We start from the raw sequence: 20,640 nt of genomic DNA, 5'->3' as shown, positions 1-20,640 counted from the left end.
CTCTTTGTGTGACAGCCGTGCATTCTGTCGCCGTGCGCACTGGAAAAGCAGGATATAGAACAGGGTGGCGGGAACAGCCCGAACAACAGGATACGTTTATGGTAATGCTGGAAACCCTTACGACAGGGGATCAGGAAATACGGCTGGCTGCCAACAATGCGGAGATAGAAGCAGCGCAAGCGCTTCGCTACCGAGTTTTTTTCCAAGAGATGGGCGCACGGCCCACACCAGAGGTTGCCGCTGCCGGGCGGGACTTTGATCGGTTCGATCCATTCTGCGACCATCTTGTTGTCATTGATCATACCAAGGGAGATGGTCCCGAAGCTGTTGTCGGAACCTATCGTTTGCTCCGACGCTCCCAAGCGCGCAAGGCCGGGCGTTTCTACACAGCCGATGAGTACGATATCTCACCGCTTGAATCCCTCCCCGGTGAAATCATGGAGCTGGGCCGGTCATGCGTTGATGCCGCCTATCGTACAAAAGCAACCATGCAGCTTCTGTGGCGAGGCATTGCCGCCTATGTATTCCACTACGACATTACCATGATGTTCGGCTGTGCCAGCCTACAGGGTACGGATCCATCAAAGCTGGCGCTCCCCCTTTCCTACCTTTACCAACACCACTTGGCTCCGGAGTCCATGCGCCCGGTTGCCTTGAAGGATCGCTACACTGCGATGGACCTTTTGCCCCCTGATCGCATTCATCCGGCACGGGGGCTTGCGTCCGTTCCACCGCTGGTCAAGGGGTACCTCCGCTTGGGGGGCTTTGTTGGCGACGGGGCCGTTGTTGATCATGATTTCAACACGGTTGATGTCTGTGTGATGGTCAAGACGGACCTGATCTCAGACAAATATTTCAAGCACTATGACCGGAAATCCAGACCGGCAGGCAACCTGGAAAGGAATCCGGGCTGAATGCTCACCACAATTGGTGCCGCAACAAAACTGGCTCTTTACGTCCTGTGGACGGCACTGTGTCTGGTGCCATACCTGTCGGCTCTTCTTTTGCGCTACCGCTACAGAAGCATTTCGATGTTCTACTGGAAGGTTGCCCTGTCGCTGATTTTCGACGTTAAGGTCGTGGTCCGGGGAGCTTTGTCGCATCAGCGGCCCTTGCTGTGCGTCGCCAATCATGTCAGCTACATCGATATCATGATCCTGTGTGCGCTGATTCCTGGGGCCTTCGTTTCAAAAGCAGAGGTACGACAGTGGCCCGGGATCGGGTTTCTAGCCTCCATTGCCCGCACAATCTTTGTCGAACGGCGGGTCAGTGCCACGGCACAGCATCGCGATGTTATTGCAGAGCGCCTGCAGGAAGGGGAACCCATCATTCTGTTCCCCGAGGGAACATCATCGGATGGAAACCGGGTTCTGCCGTTCAAAAGCAGCCTGTTCAATACCGCAGAGAAAGCGGTGAACGGAGAAGCGGTCCACGTACAGCCGGTCAGCATTGCCTATACACGCTACAAGGGATTACCGATGGGACGCAGCATGCGCCCATTTTTTGCCTGGTACGGGGATATGGAGCTTTTCCCACATCTGATGGACTTTCTGAGGCTCGGCAGCCTGACTGTCGAGGTTGATTTCTTCCCAACCGTCACCATTGCGGAAACAGGCAACAGAAAGACCTTGTCGCGACACTGTGAAACCATCGTCCGCGATGGCCTGAATGCAGCCCTGTCCGGGAACAGGCACGAACAGGAATAAGGGTCTGCAGGATCAAATCCCGCCGGCCATGGAAGCTATTGAACCCGCTCCATGGTCACCCTCGTGCGGGATGATGAGGTCCCCGGCCCCACCACTGTCACCAAGGCCAGCCAAGTCAAGGCCACCCCCGGCAGCGGCACCATCAACCATTCCACCGGACACATCAACACCACCGGCATCAAACGTATCACTGCCAAGGGTTACCAGCTGGTCTGCGGCAGCCACACCGCCATCATTTCCGGCGATCGGTACACTGTCATCAGACAGGAAGGTATTCCAAGCGTCTCCCCCTGCGTCTGGCAGGAAGAACATCGCGGAAACCAGTGGTGTATCGGGCACCGGAGCATCCGGGACCGTCACCGTAAAATCGGCACTGGACTGGGCGGTCGAGCCATTGGACTCTGTTGAAACAGCGGTCAGGGTCATTGGAAGCTCAGCCGCATCACCGGATGGCGGCGTGAAGGTCAGATCCGTCAGTTCTGATTGCTGGAGCTGGTAGCTGGACGTAGAAGCATCCCACGTCCCCGCCGACAGGCTCCCCTCCGGAGCACCGGTCAGGGTAAGCGACAACGTCTCGGAGCTGTCAACAAGATTGGCAGCAAGGGACAAGGTAACTGGGGCACCGCTGTCTGCCACAACCGATTGCGCAGAAACATCGGGGGGATCAGCAACAGGATCGACAGTAACGGTGAATGAAGCCGACGAGGTCGCAGTATCCCCATTGGATCTTTCTGTTGACATTGCAGACACAGAGAATGTCCAAGAACCGCTCTCATTCTCCGGGGCGGTAAAGGTAAGGCCAGGCAACTGTCCAGAAGTCAGGGTCCAGCTGCCGTCGCCGTTGTCTGTGCCAGCAGACAGGATACCGCCATGGGGTATTCCAGACACCGTGATAGCCGAAAGAGTCTCAGACCCGTCCAGATCTTTCAGGCCAACCGACAAATCCAGAGCAACCGGCTGGTCTTCTTGCCCGGAAGCATGAGAGACAGAAATATTCGGAGCATCAGCCACAGCATCAACGGCCACCGTCACCGGACGATAGGGGCTGTCACCCAACCCAGCCGAAGATGCCGTCGTATCGCCATCGGTACTGATAGCGCGGACCCCGAGGGTAAAGCTTTCGTCACTGTTGGACGGAGGAACAACCTTGAAGGCCCCGGACCCGGCTGCCATGATCTGGGCAACCTCGGCTGCCGAGAACGTCCAGGCACCGCCCGCCCCCTGTGTGCCAACCGCATTGTCGGACAGAGTGAAAGACGCACCAGCAGGCACATCAACAATTTCCAGCGTCAGGGACTCAGGCGTAGCATGAGGGCCTGTTGTCCCATGCGCAAGCCCCAGATCTATTGGAACACCAACATCCTCCTGACCGGCAACAGTGCGTGGAGGCTCGATATCCGGCGTATCCGCCTGTGCGACAACCTCAACAGCAAAGGACTGGCTTTGCGATACCGCACCGCTGCGCAGTCCGTTCTCCCACGCGGTAGCCGTCATATTGACCGTCATGGAGCCATTATAATCCTGGGGCGGCACAATATGCAGACCCGGAAGGTCTGACGTACCCAGCACCCATTTTCCATTGCCTGTGTTGGCCCCGGCAACGGTCATCGATCCATCACCGGCCACATGCACCAGCGTGGCCCCTACGGGAATATCCAGAACCAGGGACAAGGATTCCGATCCATCGGTATCGGTCAGGGATGCAGCAATATCTAGGGCAATCGCCGTATCCTCGTTCCCGGAGAAGGCAAAGGGACCGGACTGGGCCGGGGTCACAACAACAGACGGCATATCCGCCACCGGCGTGATATGCACCGTTACCACATGCTGGGTTTCCTTGGTGTCCGCACCATCGGCCGTCACCGCTTTCAGGACAAAGCTGACATCGCCGCCCACATTGGCTGCTGGCAGAACATGCAGATCCTGCACCTGGGCCAAGGTCAGAGAAGACAGGTCGGATACCGGCTGACCTGCGCCATCGACAAACGTGACTTTTGATGCATCCGCACCCAGAACCGCCAGTGATGTCAGGGTCTCGCTGCCGTCAATCAGGCTGGCAGACAGGTTCAGTGCAATGGCCCCGCCATCTTCAGTGCCGGTTGCCGGTGCAGCAGACAACGCCGCACCATCAGCAACCGCTGCCACATCCAGCGTAAAAGCCTGCTCCACGCTGGCCTGCCCACCCTCCAGCTCTGTTGCAACACCGGTCACATAGATCTTCAGCGGCCCGGAATAATGCTCGGCATCCGGCATCGATGGATCCCGCACCAAGGTCAGGCTGGGTATGTCAGCCGCGGCGACAGAATAAACGGCATACACAGCGGCACCACCGGCATTAAGGGCAAAGGCCGGCTGCCCGTCACCACCGCCAACGGTATCATAGCGCAGCGGCGGGGCATCAACCGACAGCACAAAGCCCTGTGGCACCTTGATCAAGGCACTGGCGGTTTCCGAACCATCCACATCGTTGGTCGTAACCGTAATGCCGGATAGGGACAGGGGTGCATCCTCACTGCCGGATAGGGGGGTGCCTGACAAGGTGGGAGCATCCGCTTCCGGAACCAAAGACACGGCACGGATAAAGGCACCACCCGCAACCGGGTTGCCGCTGCTGTCGTGCCCTTCCACAGTCAGGATGATGGTCCCGCCATACATCTCCTTCCCCAGACCAAGCGCCAGACCGGGCGGTGAAAAGCCCGAAGGTGTCACGGGGTTCAGCCCTTCGACGGCGGTACCACTTCCGCCCAAATCCTCTGGTGGGGTGAAGACAAGGGATGGAATGTCTGCCGCAGCAATTTTCCACACCCCATTCCCCATATCCGTCCCTGCAGAGAATGAAGCCCCGGCCGGAACACCACTGATGACCACCTCGGCCACATCAGTGGGCATGTTGCCCAGATTAAGCGAGGTCACCGGCACATCTTCCACGCCATGTATAACGCCATCCCCGCCCCAATGGACTGAGCCATCATTGCCATTGCCATTGCCATTGCCACCACCATGGTGACCCCCGCCACCGCCATGGTTCCAGTTCAGGTTCAAGGTTGTTTCATCGCTGGCCACGCGGTCTGCACCGGTTCCATCTGGTTCCACCGCAATGGCTTTCAGACCCAGGGTCAGGGACGAAACAGGCGTGTAAGTCCCGCCCCCGCTCATTTCCCCCCATGGCGCCCAAACCTTGATGCTTCCATCGGGGATAGATCCGTCCGAAGTGCGCAGACTGTCCAAGGTTTGCGGATCCAGGGTCCAGGTTCCGTCGCCATTGTTGCGGCCGATCTGGTTCAGGCTGCCGTCGGGCATTTCCTGCACCAAGACAACCCCGTTGACCATGCCACTGACCTGAAGACCAACTTTCTCCGATCCGTCGGGAACATAGGTTCCACCAACCAGATGACCAACTTCTCCACTGGCAACCGACAAATGAATATCCAGAGGCGACCCAATCGGTGCTGTACCCTGAACCGAGGCTGACAGCTCCGGCGTATCGGCAACCGGATTGACCACAATGGTCCGCCCGACATTGAAGGTTGCCTGCACACCACCGGCATCCCGAACCGTTACCTGAAGGGTGTAGGGAACATCGGCACCATCACCACCAAGATCCTGACGCCCATCCAGGGGCAGCAATTTCAGAACCGTCTGCCCGGACAAATTGGCATCATAACGCCCTAGGGAGGCATTCCACGTCAGCTCTGCCCCGGATCCATTGGTCACCTTGAAGCCAGACAGGTGTGTTGTCAGATACAGGCTGCTGACTGTCTCCGAGCCATCGCTGTCGCCGGCACTGACCGTCAGGGGAATGGTCAGCTCACTGTCTTCGCGCCCTGCATCCGGGCTGGCCACATGGGGGGCATCAACAACCGCATTGACGCGAATGTCCAAGGGATGGTTCTCGACCCGTACACTGCCGTCATTCTCTGTACTGCGGATCTCCAGTCCGATCCGCACATCGGTACCACCCGGGAAGGCATTGGAGAAATCCTTTGGCGGCATCAATTTCAAGTTCCCGGCCTCGGACGCCGCCACCGACCAGCGATCACCACCCAGCGGCACCAGAGCCTGCTCCGGAACACCGGTCAGCATGAAGCCGGATGGGAGCGCCGACAGATCCAGGACATAGCTGGCTTTTTCCGATCCATCGGTATCCACCATCGGAATGCCACTGATATTCAAGTCAATAGCTGTATCCTCGGCTCCGGTCCGGGTTATGACCGCACCATCCGCCAAGGCACTGCCATCTGCTACCCCACGCAAGTCAACGGATATTGTTTTTACCGTACTCGCCACGTTGTCCGCATCCGCCGGACCACCGGTTTCCGTCGTGCGTATTTCCGCCGTGAAGGTGAAATCCTTGTTGGAGTTGGCCGGGGGCAGCATATGCAGACCCGACAGCTGAGCCTCGGAAAGGGTCCAGATCGTCTGCCCGCCAACGCTGGATGTCACACCGGTCAATTCCTGGAACGCACCGCCGATCATGTGACCAAACTTCACGCCATCGGGCAGACCGGACAGAAGGACAGAGATCACTTCCGAACCATCATTGTCCGGTGTCTGCGGGTCGATATAGACAGCCAGCGGCGTGTCTTCATTACCTACAACGGTTTTGATGACAGCAACCGGAGTATCGGCAACTGGATCGACTGTAACCTTGAAATCTGTGCTCTGCGTACGCGCAGCGCTGACACCTGGCCCGCCTTCCGTGCCCGGATCATACCATGACACCCGCATGGTCAGGGATACCGGGCCATTGGTTGATGCATGCTCGGGCAGCTCCAGACGCAACCCTGACAAGGTGGGGCTGCCGTTCACACCACTATGGTCAGCTGGGGAATGCCGCCATACGCCCCCTCCGGCATCAACGATGCCCGCAGCTCCTGCCAGCTTCCAGCCATTGGGAACACCCATGATCTCGACTGTAGAAACACGTTCGGAGCCATCTGCATCATTCAAAGTGGCAGAAAGGTTGAGGGGAAACACATTGGCCCCACCAATTCCCTGATCTTCTTTGCCAGTCACATCAGCAGCCGTCAGGACAATATCGTCGGCTACTGCCGTAACACTGACCGTTCCGCTGACATTAGTCACCCGGCTGGCGGTCATCCCGCTGGCGGCGTCCTCCGTACCGACACCAAAGACCACACTGATGTCACGGTCACTGTCCGGAGATGGCCTGACCGTCAACCCCTCAACCGCAAACCGGTCAGCAGCAGCCCCATCAGCCACCTGAATGGCACCCGTCGGAATATCAATCTTGTACTGGTAAACGGTTGATCCGCTGCCGGTAGAAAAAGATCCGGTCTGGATGGTCAACACCTGCTCGGGTTGACCGGGAAGCGCAACCTTCCACACGCTACCCACCATGTCGGGATCATTGGAGTATATGGAAACGGTCGTGACCTTCTCCTGCCCCGGTGCCCCGCTGACATCACCAGACGTTGCGTTGTCACGGTCAACAAGGGTAAAGACCGGCCGCCAGGCGATCGTCGTGTCCTCAAGACCGGACACACTCTGTACGGACGTGCTGACACCATCAGATACCGGCGCAACCACAACAGGGACCGTCATGACAGACGGAGCCGACACGTTACCGTCCTGCTCGACAGATACGGCGCTGACCGTCAAGGTATAGGAACCGGCATAATTCCCGGATGTGCTCCCCTTGGCCAGAACAGACAAGGATGCAACATCAGCTGCAGGCAAAGGCGCCAAGGTCACCGACCCGTCCGGATTGACGGTGGCGGGAACAACAGGGGCAGTCCCGGATGTACCAAGATGGAATGTGCTTCCTGCCGGCATCCCCGACAGGGTCAGCACCACATTCTCAGACCCGTCGTTATCCGACAGGGAAGCAGACAGGTTCAACGCGACATGGGTATCTTCGTTCCCGGCTGCCGGTGCACTGGCGGACACCACAGCCCCATCCGCGACCCCGGCAACTGAAACAGAAACCAAGGCTACCTCACTGGAAGACTGAGGTCCCAAAGCAACCGGCTGCCCTTCGGTCGAAGTTGCGGTCACTGTGGCATTGATGGTACCGCTGAAATTTAATGGTGGTGTCAGCAGAAGCCCGGGCAGATCCGCCGAAGTCAGGGACCAGGATCCATCCGGCTGCTGTGTCCCGCTGCTCAGGGTCGCTCCGGAAGGAAGGCCAGAGACCGTAATGGTCAGGCTTTCCGATCCATCGGTATCAGCAAGGGCGGCCTGTATAGCAAAAGGCACAGCCGTATCTTCCTGGCCCGAGGCCGGAAGTGAAGCTGTCAAGGTCGGCGCGTCCACAACCGGAGCAATCGTAACCGGAACTGTTTGCAGGATGCTGGCCGTATCACCATCCTGTTCTGTTGATACAGCGGTCACAACCAGGTCGAACGAACCGCTGTAGTTTGGCGGGGGATTAAGTTGCAAACCGGCCAGCTCTGCCGGCGACAGGGTCCAGCTTCCATCCGCGCCCTGTGTTCCCTGATTGAGAGTTGCACCAGCCGGAAGCCCGGAAATCACAACGGACAGCGTTTCTGATGTGTCATGAAGATTGGCACTGATCGTCAAGGGAAGAGCCGTATCTTCAACACCGGAAGCAGGAGGCGCGACCACCAGTGTCGGCGTATCGGCAACACCCGTGATGGTCAGGGATACAGCTGTATCAACAGAGGCCGATTGCTGTTCCGGCAGGGCTGCTGGCTGGCCTTCGGTCGAGGTTGCCTTCACCGTGGCGTTGATGGTACCGCTGAAATCAGCCGGAGGCCTTAATGTCAGGCCCGGCACATCACCCGGGGACAGGGTCCAAGACCCGTCAGCCTGCTGCGTCCCCTTGCTCAGGGTGGTCCCCGCCGGAAGGCCGGAAACCGTGATGCTCAGGCTCTCCGATCCATCGGTATCCGTCAATGAAACCTGAATATCAAAGGGAACGTCCGTATCCTCTGCCCCCACAGTCAAGGCAGGAACATCCAGAATGGGGGCATCGGCTATCGGTGTCACGGTGACCGGCAAGATAGTGACAGTACTGGCCGTATCACCGGCTGTTCCGGTGGTCGTTGCTGTCACCGTTACCGCAAGCTCACCGCTGAAATTCGGCGGCGGTGTCAACTGAAGATCAGCGAGATCAGCAGCAGAAACCCGCCAGCTGGTCGCATCAATGGGGCTTCCTGCACTCAGTACAGTCCCTGCCGGCAGATTACTGATGACAATATCTAGGGTTCCCACCCCAGGACTGGACAGAGTGATTGACAAGGCGATGCCATTATCTTCAGCCCCTGCTGCCGGAACAAGGGATACAACCGGGGCTACAGCCGGAATCTGGACCGTTTGTTGCTGGTCTTCAGGAATAACGGGGGCCGTGGCCACAGTGGCATCCTGTATATCCTCGGGCACCGGCGGGGCATTGGCCTGCTCGGGGGCAACGATAACAGGGGCACCCTGTACTGCGGCAACCGGCGAAGCTGGCAGGTCCGGCTGCAGGGGTTCAGCCCCGGCGCCTGCCGACGGCGAAAGAGGGTCTACGGAAGGAGGCGTGTCCCCGGAACCGGCGGCCGGCTGGTTCACCGCTCCGGCATCAATGACTCCGCCCGGAATACCCTGATTTCCATCTTCGGTCGCAGCAACACCGGGAGCGGGCGTTGGCACCGTATCAAGCTCACCACCAAGAACCTGTACGTCAGCCTCCGACCGGCTGCCTGTATGTAGGACACCCAGGTTACCCACGTTCTGGGGTGAATCCTGCTCTGGCTCCTCAATAGCCCGGGCGAGTGCATCCATCTCGCCATCAACTTCATCATCCCCGACGGCGGCAGAGACTGCTGCACGCTCACCCGTTGGCTGCCCATCGGTGACAGGTGTTTCGGAGCTCAGGATTTCTATTTCCTCAGGCTCAACCAGGCGGGAAGCTTCATCGGCCATCGCATATTCCTTGCACTGACCCCTTCAGCGGGGATAGCCCAATCCCGTATCCGGGCAGCATTACAGGCTGTAAAGCCCGCTACACTGGATACGCACCCCCCGGAAATAACACTCCGGGGCAAGCACTGCGGCGTGCCGATACAAACAGGCCGCCCCATGCAGCTCGTCTGGATTCAGAAGCAATGACAGGGACAAGGCATCCTGTCCGTGCACGAATCCCACATACACAGCCGCACCACATTGTAGCATCAGCACGGCCGTGCTTTCAGCCCAATCGCTACATTTATTGTCTGCATAGAAATATATTTGTTCATTAAGAACAAAAACAAAGGCCAACAAGCACCCTAGTTACGGTCTTCGCCCAGACTCATGATGCCGATACCCATGCTGACACTGCCAAAGGTAACAAAAAGCCCAAAAAAAAGCAGCCCGGTATAAAGGACTGGGTGGTCAGACCGGAAAGCAAGTGCACGAATATTTCCGATATCAAGCCACAGTATCATAATGCCGCATAGCAGGGCGCCAGCACACCCTGCCAACAGATGCTGGAACAAGAATTTCAGGGCCTTCTTTTCCTGTGGGCTCACCGGCATACCGCATCCCCCTCAGGATGATTCATCAGCCGCCGCCGCATGGTCGGCAAAGAATGGCTCAACACCAAGCGCACGCATGGCATCGGCAACGGCCGCAGCAGCCTGATCCAATCGTTCCGGGTCTGTGCCACGGGCAACGATACTGACGCCATAGCCTGTCGGGGTCATGAAAGGGTAGCTGCCGATGTCAACATCAGGAAACGACGCCTGTATCCCCCCCAAGGATACAGCAAGATCACTTTCACGTACCGCGGCGGAAACAGCCCTAGAGATAATAGCAGCCCCACCGGCCAGGCCCGGCTTCAACAGGTCAAAGCAGGCCGCTGCGATGCGGGGAACACCGGCCAGAACATACACATTCCCGATACAAAAACCCGGAGCCGCACTGACCGGATTGTCCAGAAGAGCCGCCCCGGAAGGAATACGGGCCATACGAAGCCGCGCCGGCGTCAAGTGTTCGGGACCGTAATAATCACGCAACCGCTTTACAGCATCGGGGTTTTGCTCCAGCTCAACCCCAAAAGCCGCCGAAACAGCCTCAGCCGTAATATCATCGTGCGTTGGACCGATGCCGCCGGTTGTGAAAACAAGATCGAAACGATCACGAACATCGTGCAAGGCTGAGACAATTGCCTCGTGCACATCAGGTATAATACGGGCCTCTCTCAGGGCAATACCAAGCCCCGCCAGACCTGTTGCAAGCATGGGAATGTTCGCATCACGCGTTCGCCCGGACAGGACCTCGTTACCGATAACAAGAACACAGGCTGTGCGATCGGGCATGATACGACACTCCGCAAAACAGTTATATCAATGGTCAGAGCCATGCAGGATCTTGCTTTTCAGCCCGGTTTCATAGGCCATCCCCGGAGCTGTGACCGAAATGCCATAAGGCCAGCGCGACATGGCCAGCCCCTTGCGGGTCAAGGCCTTCCAAACGGACTCATTGCGCAGGCCTGTGGCATCGGAAGAAGAAACGATCCAGGATCCAAGGTGAAAATGGTTCCCATGGGGATCAGGAAACGCGGTAACCATGGGGTCTCCGGTTTCCGGGTCCGGCTGGCTAGCATCGGGCATCCCGGCTAGGACCTGAAGCAAGGTCAGGGTCTTCAACTGCAGGGGGTTAAGCTTCAGGGGGTTATTCTTCGGTGGCATCAACAGGTTCCTCGATGAAAATGGCTGACAGCCTATCCGGGAACACGTGGAATGAAAAGAGACTGCACACGATACACACACCAAAGCGCCTTGGCCTGGCCTTGACGACATCACCGCCGCTCCCTAGAGTCCAAGATACAAGCCGACCATGATGACTAAGGAAGCATACACATGAAGCAGGTGACGGATGACAGCTTTGAAAAAGATGTCCTGAAAGCAGAAAAGCCGGTTCTGGTTGATTTCTGGGCAGAATGGTGTGGCCCCTGCCGGACCTTGGCCCCTCTGCTGGACGAACTGTCAGCCGAAATGGGCGAAACACTGGAAATCACCAAGATCAATATCGATGAAAACCCGCTGACACCCGGCAAGTACGGGGTCCGTGGCATTCCGACCCTTATGCTGTTCCACAATGGACAGCTCACGGCAACAAAGGTTGGCGCACCCCCGATGAAAAGCGTGCTGCAGGACTGGATCAAGACATCGATGCCAAAGTAAGGGTCTGAGTCCCGACTTGGCCTTTATATTGCTGACACAGAAAGCCGCCGCTGGCGGCTTTCTTTTCAATCAAAAAGGGCACACGACGTGACATGCAAGGAAACAGGATCCGGAACAAGGCCCGTCCTGTCCGCCAGTTACAAAACCGACATACCGGCCTTTTATGGAGACTGGTTTGTCAACCGGCTACAGGCCGGGCACGTCACGGTACACAATGTCTGGAATAATAGGCCCTTTACGGTTGACCTTCGTCCGCATGCCCTGTCCGGTATTGTTCTGTGGACCCGGAACATCAAGCCGTTTCTGCACCACATGCCAGCCGTCGATGCCTTGGGCCTGCCCACTGTTATTCAGTTCACGGTTACCGGCTATCCCCGCAACCTAGACCGTTTTGTCCCGGATGCATACCAAGCCGTTGAGATGATACGCACCTTGGCAGGAGCCCGCGGATCTGATGCCGTTGTCTGGCGTTATGATCCCATTCTTTTCACATCCCTGACACCACCCCACTGGCACCGTGAGACATTTTCCCGCCTGGCCCAAGATCTGAGAGGTGCCGTCAACGAAGTTGTTGTCAGCTTTGCCCAGTTTTACAGCAAGACACGGCGATCTCTTGCAAGGGTTGCACAGCACAGTCATCTGACATGGCATGATCCGGATGATGACACCAAGAAGGAACTGCTGGGGGACTTCCTCGCCATCGCCCAAGATAACGGTATGGCCCTGTCTCTCTGCGCCCAGCGCCATCTCCTGGTTCCAGGCCTGCAAGACGCCGCCTGCATAGATACAGAACGCCTATCACGCTTGGCCGGCCAGGCTGTTATCACCGGATCCCGCAGCCACCGTGCGTCTTGCGCCTGTGCAGCCAGCAAGGATATCGGGGCCTATAATACCTGCCCGCAAGGCTGTATTTACTGCTATGCTACAACAACACACGTAAAAGCACGCGAGGCCGCGCAGTCTCACAAAGCAGGCCAAGAAGCCCTGTAGCATCAGGCGGAAACGCAAACCCCCGGAAGGCGTCGGGAAACAGGCATTTCAAGATGCGCCACCATCTCCCGGGGCACAATCTGCCAGAAGTTCCCGATTTGACAGTGCCACTCAGCCAGTATTTTCTCGGCAAAGCGAGACCCTGTTTCACAGGCATGCTGGCGCACCAGCTCCTTCAGGCGATGTGCATAGTAATCCATTTCGATACGCTGACAGATCACGGAATCTAGGTTGACCAGATGATCAAGACTGTCATCACACAAAACATAGGCCATACCACCGGTCATACCGGCGGCAAAATTCGGACCAACAGGCCCCAAGATCACAACTTCCCCGCCCGTCATGTACTCGCAGCCATTTGATCCACACCCCTCGATCACGGCAACAGCCCCTGAGTTACGCACAGCAAAACGCTCACCAGCCTGCCCTGCCGCAAAAAGAGTTCCCGCCGTTGCTCCATACAGGACCGTATTGCCGATAATGGTATTATCTTGGGACAAAAGCGGACTGGACACAGGGGGGCGCACAACAATGGCCCCACCGGACAATCCCTTGCCAACATAGTCGTTGGCATCTCCGAAGACTTCCAGTTTTAGGCCCTGCACGGCAAAGGCCCCAAGGGACTGCCCAGCAGACCCACGCAGGCGAACCGTGATATGGCCCGGCTGAAGCCCCTTCATCCCATAGCGGGTCACAATCCTGTGGCTCAACCCTGTTCCAACCGCACGGTGCGTATTCTGTACATGATAAGTCAGCTGCATCTTCTCCCCGTCCTCTAGAGCAGAACGGGCATCCTCAATCATGCGGGCATCAAGGGTTTCATCAACCTCGTTACGCCCTTGCACAGCACAAACAGTCGGCAGCCCCCCTGCATCTGCCTTGACCAGAAGGGAATTCAGGTCCAAGTCATCCAGATACCAAGCCCCCCTTGAAACCTGGTAAAGCAGGTCGGTCCGGCCGATAATTTCGTTCAGGGTCCGAAAACCCAGCTCGGCCAAGATTTCCCGCACCTCTTCAGCCATAAAGGAGAACAGATTGACAACTTTTTCCGGTGTACCGCCAAACTTGGCCCGCAGGGCCTCATCCTGTGTGCAGACACCGACCGGGCATGTATTGGAATGACACTGGCGCACCATAATGCAGCCCATAGCAATCAGGCTTGCCGTGCCAACCCCGAACTCCTCGGCTCCAAGAATGGCGGCCACGACCACATCTCGACCTGTCTTGATACCGCCATCTGTGCGTAAAAGAACCCGATGACGCAAACGGTTGAGGGTCAGAACCTGGTGAACCTCCGAAAGGCCAAGCTCCCATGGCAGCCCGGCATAGCGGATTGATGTCATCGGACTGGCGCCGGTCCCGCCCGCATGCCCGGAAATATGGATAACATCGGCCTTGGCCTTGGCCACACCGGCCGCAATGGTCCCGATGCCGGACCGGGAAACCAGCTTGACCACAACGCGGGCCTTTGGATTGATCTGCTTCAGGTCATAGATAAGCTGGGCTAGATCCTCGATAGAATAGATATCGTGATGGGGGGGAGGAGAGATCAGTGTCACCCCCGGAGTTGAATGGCGCAGGGCTGCAATCTGGGCTGTAACCTTGAAACCGGGCAGTTGCCCTCCCTCTCCAGGTTTAGCGCCTTGTGCAACCTTGATCTCAATTTCACGGCACTGGTTCAGATACTCCGCCGTCACGCCAAAACGCCCGGATGCCACCTGCTTGATTGCTGAGTTGGCATTGTCGCCATTCGGGCGGGGACGATACCGTTCCGGCACCTCACCACCCTCGCCACTGTCAGACTTGGCACCAATCCGGTTCATGGCAATATTCAGGGTGCCATGGGCTTCTTCCGACAAAGCCCCCAGTGACATGGCCGGCGTTACGAAACGGCGGCGCAGCTGAGTCACGGATTCCACCTCATCCGGAGGCAACGGACGCTCTGCCCGGCGGAAATCCAGCAAATCACGTAATGAAATCGGCGGTAACGCACGAACCCCACGGGTGTAACGCTGATACAGGGCATAATCCTCTCGCGTCACAGCCATCTGCAACATATGGATCAGGGTTCCCTCGAAACCGTGCGTCTCGCCGGAACCACGCCGATAGCGATACAGACCACCAACAGGAAGAACAGCAGAAGGTGCCTTCCAGGCCCGGACGTGCTGCTCCAAGACCATTTTCTGGATCCCCGCCATCCCGATACCGGAAATCCGGGACGGCATACCGGGAAAGAATTCCGCGACTAGGGCACGGGACAGACCAACAGCCTCGAAGTTCAGCCCCCCACGATACGAGGACACAACGGAGATGCCCATCTTTGACATGATTTTCCGCAAACCGTCATCCTGGGCCTTGCGGAAGTTTCTCAGTGCCTGCTCCAGCGAAATTCCGCCCAGAAGACCTCGGCGGACACGGTCATGGATAGCTTCCTCAGCCAGCCAAGCGTTGACCGTGGTAGCCCCGACACCAATCAGAACAGCAATGGAGTGTGTATCCAGACATTCACCGGACCGGACATTCAAGCTGGTAAATGTACGCAACTTCTGGCGGATCAACCAGGTGTGCACAGCCCCTGCAGCCAAGATCATCGGCATGGGGGCACGGTCTGCAGACGCAGACTCATCCGTCAGGATAACGTGGGTACAACCACCACGAACAGCATCCTCGGTTTCATTCTGGATACGATGCACGGCCTCACGCAGAGCATGCTCACCACCATGAACGTCGAAGGTACAATCGACAAAAGCGGCTGCATCTCCCATATAGGCGCACATGGCCCGAAATTCGGCATTGGTCAGGACCGGGCTCTCGATCTGCAAAATATCACACTGGGATGGATCTTCATCCAAGATATTGCCCAGATTTCCCAGACGGGTTCCCAAGCTCATGACCCGTGTTTCCCGTAATGGATCGATGGGTGGGTTGGTCACCTGGCTGAAATTCTGCCGAAAAAAGACATGCAATCCACGATAATGATCCGAAAGCACGGCCAAGGGTGTATCATCCCCCATCGAACCGATAGCTTCTTTGGCTTCCTCGATCATTGGGGCCAGTATTAGCTCCATGTCTTCCAAGGTCATGCCGTGAGCAAGCTGCCGACGGCACAGCGTACCGGCATCAAGGGTCGGACTGGACATTCCCGATCCCTTTATCAGGCTGTCTAGGTGCGTCATCCGGGACGTCCATGCCCCAAAGGGAGCACGGGAGGCCATGGCGGTTTTCAGCGCATCATCACCGTAAAAACGCCCTTCCAGCAGGTCTATGCCGATACACTGCCCCGGACCAACACGCCCCTTGGCCCGAACACTGGCTTCATCAATGCGCACCATGCCCGTTTCCGAGCCCACAATCAGCAGATCGTCACCAGTTATGGTGTAGCGCAAGGGACGAAGACCATTGCGGTCCAAGCCAGCAATAACCCAGCGCCCGTCATAGGCACAAACAGCAGCCGGGCCATCCCACGGTTCCATCACGCAGTTGCTGTAACGGAAGAAATGCCGGTGTGCATCCGGCATAACCGATCCGGAAGAAAGACTCTCCGGAATCATCATGGCTTTGACTGCAGGCGCCGGGCGCCCGGCACGCACCAGAAGCTCGAACACGTTGTCAAGGGCAGCCGAGTCAGACCCGCCGGGCTGAATAACCGGCTTCAGGTCACGAACACGCGCACCAAAGACAGGGCTTTCCAGTCTGGTCTCATGCGCCCGCATCCAGTTGATGTTGCCGGAAAGGGTGTTGATCTCTCCGTTGTGGGCCAACATCCGGAACGGCTGGGCCAGACGCCACGTCGGGAATGTATTGGTGGAGTAACGCTGGTGATAGATGGCAAACGGGGATTCAAACCGGTCATCAGCCAGATCCGGATAGAACGTGTCCAGCTGCTCGGCCAGAAACATGCCCTTGTAAATCACGGAACGACAGGACAGCGAGCAAACATAGAACTCGGCAATATTCTCGGCAGATGCTTTGGCCTCCATCCGGCGACGTAGAACGTACAAGTCTGTTTCAAACTGCTGTTCAGGAACATTGCGGGTATTGGCTATCATGATCTGTTCGATCTCGGGACGCGTCGCGTTGGCCTTTTCCCCGATCACATCAATATCGACCGGCACCTGGCGCCAGCCATAGATCCCGTACCCACAACGCAGAATCTCGGCTTCAACAATCATCCGGCACCGCTCTTGTGCCAGCATGTCGTTCTTGGGCAGAAAAATCATGCCCACCGCCATCACCCCATCCAGCGGCTTGTGGCCAATGCGTTCAACGTGAGCCTTGAAGAAGGCTTGCGGGACAGCAACGTGAATGCCGGCACCATCGCCTGTTTTTCCATCCGCATCGACAGCCCCACGATGAAACAGAACCTTCAGGGCGCTGATACCAGCCTCGACCACCTGGCGCCGGGGCTTTCCACCAAGGGCTGCCACCAAGCCAACGCCACAAGCGTCATGCTCCTGAAGCGGGGAGTACAGATGTGCTTCTTCCAGGGTCCGGACATTGTTATGCCAGTTGTCTGCAAACGGCTTGCCTGTCTCGGCACCAGACTGGTTTCCCATTATACCCGTACTCCTTCACCAAGACCGGCAACAGCCCCTGCATCCGACCGTTTTTCAAGGTAATCCGCGATTGAGGCTGCAACCTCCCGCCCGTCACGGATAGCCCAAACCACCAGAGATGCACCGCGTACGATGTCACCAGCAGCAAACACCCCCTCCACCGACGTCATGGCAGTCTGTGGATCAACCGCCAGCGTTCCATGCTCCGTTACATGCAATGCAGGCTCCGCGAAGAGGGTCGGCACATCCTCGGGATCAAACCCCAAGGCCTCGATCACAAGGCCAGCTGGCAGAACAAAGTGGGAATCCCCAACCGGACGGGGTGTCTGGCGACCACTGGCATCCGGAATACCCAAATACATCGGCACAGCCCGCACCCCTGATACATGGCCAGGTGTTCCTTCATCTAGGAAAGCCTCTGGCGCTGACAGCCAGACAAACTCCACGCCTTCTTCCTCGGCATTGGAAACTTCACGCAGGGAACCGGGCATATTGTCACGATCACGCCGGTAAAGGCACTTGACGCTGCGTGCCCCTTGACGAACGGCTGTACGCACACAGTCCATCGCGGTATCACCACCCCCAATGACGACAACATGCCTGTCCCGCGCATCCAGTCCCTGATCCACGGCAGCGTCTCCAAAGCCGGCGTGACTGGATGCAATCAAATAGTCCAAGGCTGGAACCACTCCACGCAGGCCGGACCCCGGTGTTGAAAGATTACGTGCCCGGTACACACCCGTGGCAATCAATATGGCGTCGTGGCGCTCCCTGAGGGTGGAAAAGGAAAGCGTGCCCCCAACATCAACCCCAAGATGAAACACAATGCCACCATCCTGTAACCGCTGCACACGTCGGCGCACCACATCCTTTTCAAGCTTGAAGCCGGGAATCCCATAAACCAGCAACCCGCCAGCACGGTCGTAACGATCGTAGACATCCACATCAAAGCCACGAAGACGAAGTTCTTCTGCCGCAACCAACCCTGCCGGGCCGGCACCAATAATACCAATGCTTTGCCCCCGGGCCGGGCCGGACTGCAAAGGCTTCACCCACCCCTGCGCCCATGCTGTATCAGTGACAAAACGTTCAACGGCACCGATGGTCACTGTGTGATGACCAGATTGCTCTAGGACACAGGATCCCTCGCACAGACGATCCTGCGGACAGATACGCCCACAAATTTCCGGCATGGCATTGGTTGCGGAGGCCAACTCGTACGCCTCGCGCAGGCGACCTGCTGCGGCCATGGCCAACCAATCGGGAATATTGTTCCCGAGTGGACAATGAATCTGGCAGAACGGAATGCCACACTGCGTGCAACGCGAAGCCTGCTCACCGGCTCTGTCTGGGTTAAACACACTGTAAATTTCGTCAAAGTCACCGCATCGCTCCTGCGCAGAACGCTTGTCAGGTGTCTGCTGATCCAGACGGACAAACTGCATCATCTTTGACGGCATGCAAAAACCTCCCCGATCAAGCGGTACCGGCACAACAGCACCGTAGAAGAGAATCGCTCTCAACCCACAGGAGGAATACGAGCAGTAACCCAACTATTCGGGTATACGGGTTACCGTGCTCTCACGCAACAAGAAAGCCGTAGGAATAGTCAGTATGACTGACCATTTCTGTGCTCCTTAAAACCATAATGGGCCGCAACCTAGGCTCTATAAACGCCATGCTGACAGAACTAGGCCCATATCCTTACAAAAGCATCAGGGGGAAGCGCGCCCCAGATCATAAACGCCGCGACCGCCCGCCATACGCCCCAGCTCTTGCCAGGCCGTTGCTAGGTGATAACCTGTACTGGCACGCAGCGTTTGATCAAATGGCTCAAGAGAACGACTGCACGCCTCAATCCAGAAACCGCCCGGGCGCAGATACGTGCGACCAAGGAAATCCAGGAATTCCTTCTCCTGCCCCGGTCGCAGAACAGCCAATGCCTTGAGCAATTCAGTCAAAGGCCAGATACGCTTTCCCTCATCTGTCACGCGGCCATGCGCATCCACACTGTTGAAAACACCACCAAAAGCGCGATCAATCCCGCACGTCATTCCACGCTCCAGAAGATCATGAGCCTGGTCTAGCCAGCGTTGCTGCACAGGACCAGGTTCGTGAAAGCGCACTGCATATTCATGCAACAACCACGCCCACTCAAACTGATGGCCTGGTTCAATCTGGGCATGGGCCGCAAGCTCAGGCGACCCGTCTTCCCCAAAGTATTCCGCAATCATTCCAGCTTGGGGATGCAGAAGCGACGGAAACAAAGCAGCCAGATGGTGAGCCATGTCGGCATCCTGACTGCGACCCGAAACCAAGGCAAAAGCCATAGCGGCCTCAAACAGATGCATGTGCGGGTTTTGCAGCAAGCGTCGGTCCGGCCCTGATCCATCCGGGTCTGCCCCAGCTGCAAACCACGACCGGTCTGGGAGAGTAAACAGCGTCCGGATGTCATCCATTGTCCGCCGCGCTAGGAACAGTGCGCGATCATGACCAAGAACCGAGGCCGCAACCGCTGTTGCCAGAACAACAAAGGCATGGGCATACAAATCCTTGCGCCGATCCGCAGCCTCACCATCCGGCATAATACTGAACCACCATCCCCCGTTCAGAGGATCGGCATACAGGGTGTCCAGTCTCTCCAGAAGACGCCCCCCCTGATCACGACACAAGACGGGATCAATCGCATACAAGGCACAGCGTACGTAGAGCTGGCGGCACAAAGCCATCACACGACGGGGCGTCTGACAGCGTGGCGTACCGTCTTCCTCCAAGATCTCGACGGTCGATTCTGTTTCCCTGTCCCATCCAGGACCCGCCCAGATATCAAGATGACCAGCCATAAAAGCTCTGTCGAGAGAACGTACAGAAAGTGTCATCAGAAAAATCCGGTATCTGTAAAAGAGGGCAACAAAGGCCGGGGAGAAGCCCGAACGCAACGACTTTACACCATGACACCGCGCTGTCGCAGGACAAACCTTGCATCACCGGATCACAATACAATCGCGATCAAGAGGTGCCAAAAAGATAAGAAAACAGAGTATGTCAACAGCAGGACAAGTTATCGACTCATTCATATCAATGCTGAATCCGCCCTGATCAATAAGATGTATGCATAATAAAAATGAAAAACTTGGCAAGGTGTTAGTTAAATTTATTATTTCTGCTACAAAATAGTTAGAACAAAGCCGCATGCCCATGGAACGGCAAGGCCGGCGGCGGTTCTTCCATCTCCTGACGGCGATGGCTGATTCC

At 57.2% G+C, this 20,640-nt stretch carries 12 protein-coding genes; 4 read left to right on the top strand and 8 right to left on the bottom strand.

What is annotated here, in order from left to right; genetic code table 11:
- Nucleotides 1-98: 98 nt before the first annotated feature.
- Together AY555_RS03960 and AY555_RS03955 are read left to right on the top strand one after the other, a co-directional pair.
- Complete coding sequence (locus AY555_RS03960; protein WP_066133746.1) at nucleotides 99-914, top strand: GNAT family N-acetyltransferase; 816 nt, start codon at nucleotides 99-101, stop codon at nucleotides 912-914.
- A complete protein-coding gene (locus tag AY555_RS03955; RefSeq protein ID WP_066133743.1) occupies nucleotides 915-1,706 on the top strand; it encodes a lysophospholipid acyltransferase family protein in 792 nt (263 codons plus the stop codon). It abuts the gene before it with no gap.
- Nucleotides 1,707-1,718: 12 nt separating this feature from the next.
- On the opposite strand, the gene AY555_RS03950 is transcribed toward AY555_RS03955, so the two are convergent.
- From AY555_RS03950 to AY555_RS03930, 5 genes are all read right to left on the bottom strand, one after another.
- Nucleotides 1,719-9,596, bottom strand: coding sequence for a hypothetical protein (locus AY555_RS03950; protein ID WP_066133739.1), 7,878 nt, complete (start codon nucleotides 9,594-9,596; stop codon nucleotides 1,719-1,721).
- A gap of 60 nt (nucleotides 9,597-9,656) precedes the next feature.
- On the bottom strand, nucleotides 9,657-9,851 hold the full coding sequence (locus AY555_RS03945; RefSeq protein WP_156483288.1) for a hypothetical protein: 195 nt from the start codon (nucleotides 9,849-9,851) through the stop codon (nucleotides 9,657-9,659).
- 89 nt (nucleotides 9,852-9,940) lie between these two features.
- Nucleotides 9,941-10,189, bottom strand: a complete 249-nt coding sequence (locus AY555_RS03940; protein WP_066133731.1) for a hypothetical protein — start codon at nucleotides 10,187-10,189, stop codon at nucleotides 9,941-9,943.
- A gap of 12 nt (nucleotides 10,190-10,201) precedes the next feature.
- A complete protein-coding gene (locus AY555_RS03935) occupies nucleotides 10,202-10,972 on the bottom strand; it encodes a competence/damage-inducible protein A (RefSeq protein WP_066133729.1) in 771 nt (256 codons plus the stop codon).
- A gap of 27 nt (nucleotides 10,973-10,999) precedes the next feature.
- The gene (locus AY555_RS03930) at nucleotides 11,000-11,344 is read right to left on the bottom strand and encodes a hypothetical protein (protein WP_066133726.1); all 345 of its coding nucleotides are present in this window, start codon (nucleotides 11,342-11,344) and stop codon (nucleotides 11,000-11,002) included.
- A gap of 171 nt (nucleotides 11,345-11,515) precedes the next feature.
- Between AY555_RS03930 and trxA the strand changes: the two genes are divergently transcribed.
- The gene (gene trxA / locus AY555_RS03925) at nucleotides 11,516-11,839 is read left to right on the top strand and encodes a thioredoxin (protein WP_066133722.1); all 324 of its coding nucleotides are present in this window, start codon (nucleotides 11,516-11,518) and stop codon (nucleotides 11,837-11,839) included.
- An 87-nt stretch (nucleotides 11,840-11,926) separates the two neighbouring features.
- The gene (locus AY555_RS03920) at nucleotides 11,927-12,829 is read left to right on the top strand and encodes a DUF1848 domain-containing protein (protein WP_066133719.1); all 903 of its coding nucleotides are present in this window, start codon (nucleotides 11,927-11,929) and stop codon (nucleotides 12,827-12,829) included.
- Between the two features lie 2 nt (nucleotides 12,830-12,831).
- On the opposite strand, the gene gltB is transcribed toward AY555_RS03920, so the two are convergent.
- The 3 genes from gltB to AY555_RS03905 all read right to left on the bottom strand — a co-directional run bounded on the left by gltB (nucleotide 12,832) and on the right by AY555_RS03905 (nucleotide 20,264).
- Complete coding sequence (gene gltB / locus AY555_RS03915; RefSeq protein WP_066133716.1) at nucleotides 12,832-17,385, bottom strand: glutamate synthase large subunit; 4,554 nt, start codon at nucleotides 17,383-17,385, stop codon at nucleotides 12,832-12,834.
- Nucleotides 17,385-18,845: an NAD(P)-dependent oxidoreductase gene (locus tag AY555_RS03910; protein ID WP_066133713.1), complete on the bottom strand. Its 1,461-nt coding sequence runs from the start codon at nucleotides 18,843-18,845 to the stop codon at nucleotides 17,385-17,387. Before AY555_RS03910 ends, gltB begins: the two co-directional genes overlap by 1 nt.
- A 255-nt stretch (nucleotides 18,846-19,100) precedes the next feature.
- Complete coding sequence (locus tag AY555_RS03905) at nucleotides 19,101-20,264, bottom strand: AGE family epimerase/isomerase (protein WP_066133707.1); 1,164 nt, start codon at nucleotides 20,262-20,264, stop codon at nucleotides 19,101-19,103.
- Nucleotides 20,265-20,640: the final 376 nt, after the last annotated feature.

This window comes from Haematospirillum jordaniae (genome assembly GCF_001611975.1).
Taxonomy (GTDB): domain Bacteria; phylum Pseudomonadota; class Alphaproteobacteria; order Rhodospirillales; family Rhodospirillaceae; genus Haematospirillum; species Haematospirillum jordaniae.
Note: the sequence above shows the minus strand (reverse complement) of the source record. Positions and strands in the feature narration are given on the sequence as shown.

Coding starts and splice junctions, on each gene's coding strand:
- AY555_RS03960 (WP_066133746.1), top strand. CDS start 99: ATGGTAATGCTGGAAACCCTTACGACAGGGGATCAGGAAATACGGCTG.
- AY555_RS03955 (WP_066133743.1), top strand. CDS start 915: ATGCTCACCACAATTGGTGCCGCAACAAAACTGGCTCTTTACGTCCTG.
- AY555_RS03950 (WP_066133739.1), bottom strand. CDS start 9,596: ATGGCCGATGAAGCTTCCCGCCTGGTTGAGCCTGAGGAAATAGAAATC.
- AY555_RS03940 (WP_066133731.1), bottom strand. CDS start 10,189: ATGCCGGTGAGCCCACAGGAAAAGAAGGCCCTGAAATTCTTGTTCCAG.
- AY555_RS03935 (WP_066133729.1), bottom strand. CDS start 10,972: ATGCCCGATCGCACAGCCTGTGTTCTTGTTATCGGTAACGAGGTCCTG.
- AY555_RS03930 (WP_066133726.1), bottom strand. CDS start 11,344: ATGCCACCGAAGAATAACCCCCTGAAGCTTAACCCCCTGCAGTTGAAG.
- trxA (WP_066133722.1), top strand. CDS start 11,516: ATGAAGCAGGTGACGGATGACAGCTTTGAAAAAGATGTCCTGAAAGCA.
- gltB (WP_066133716.1), bottom strand. CDS start 17,385: ATGGGAAACCAGTCTGGTGCCGAGACAGGCAAGCCGTTTGCAGACAAC.
- AY555_RS03910 (WP_066133713.1), bottom strand. CDS start 18,845: ATGCCGTCAAAGATGATGCAGTTTGTCCGTCTGGATCAGCAGACACCT.
- AY555_RS03905 (WP_066133707.1), bottom strand. CDS start 20,264: ATGACACTTTCTGTACGTTCTCTCGACAGAGCTTTTATGGCTGGTCAT.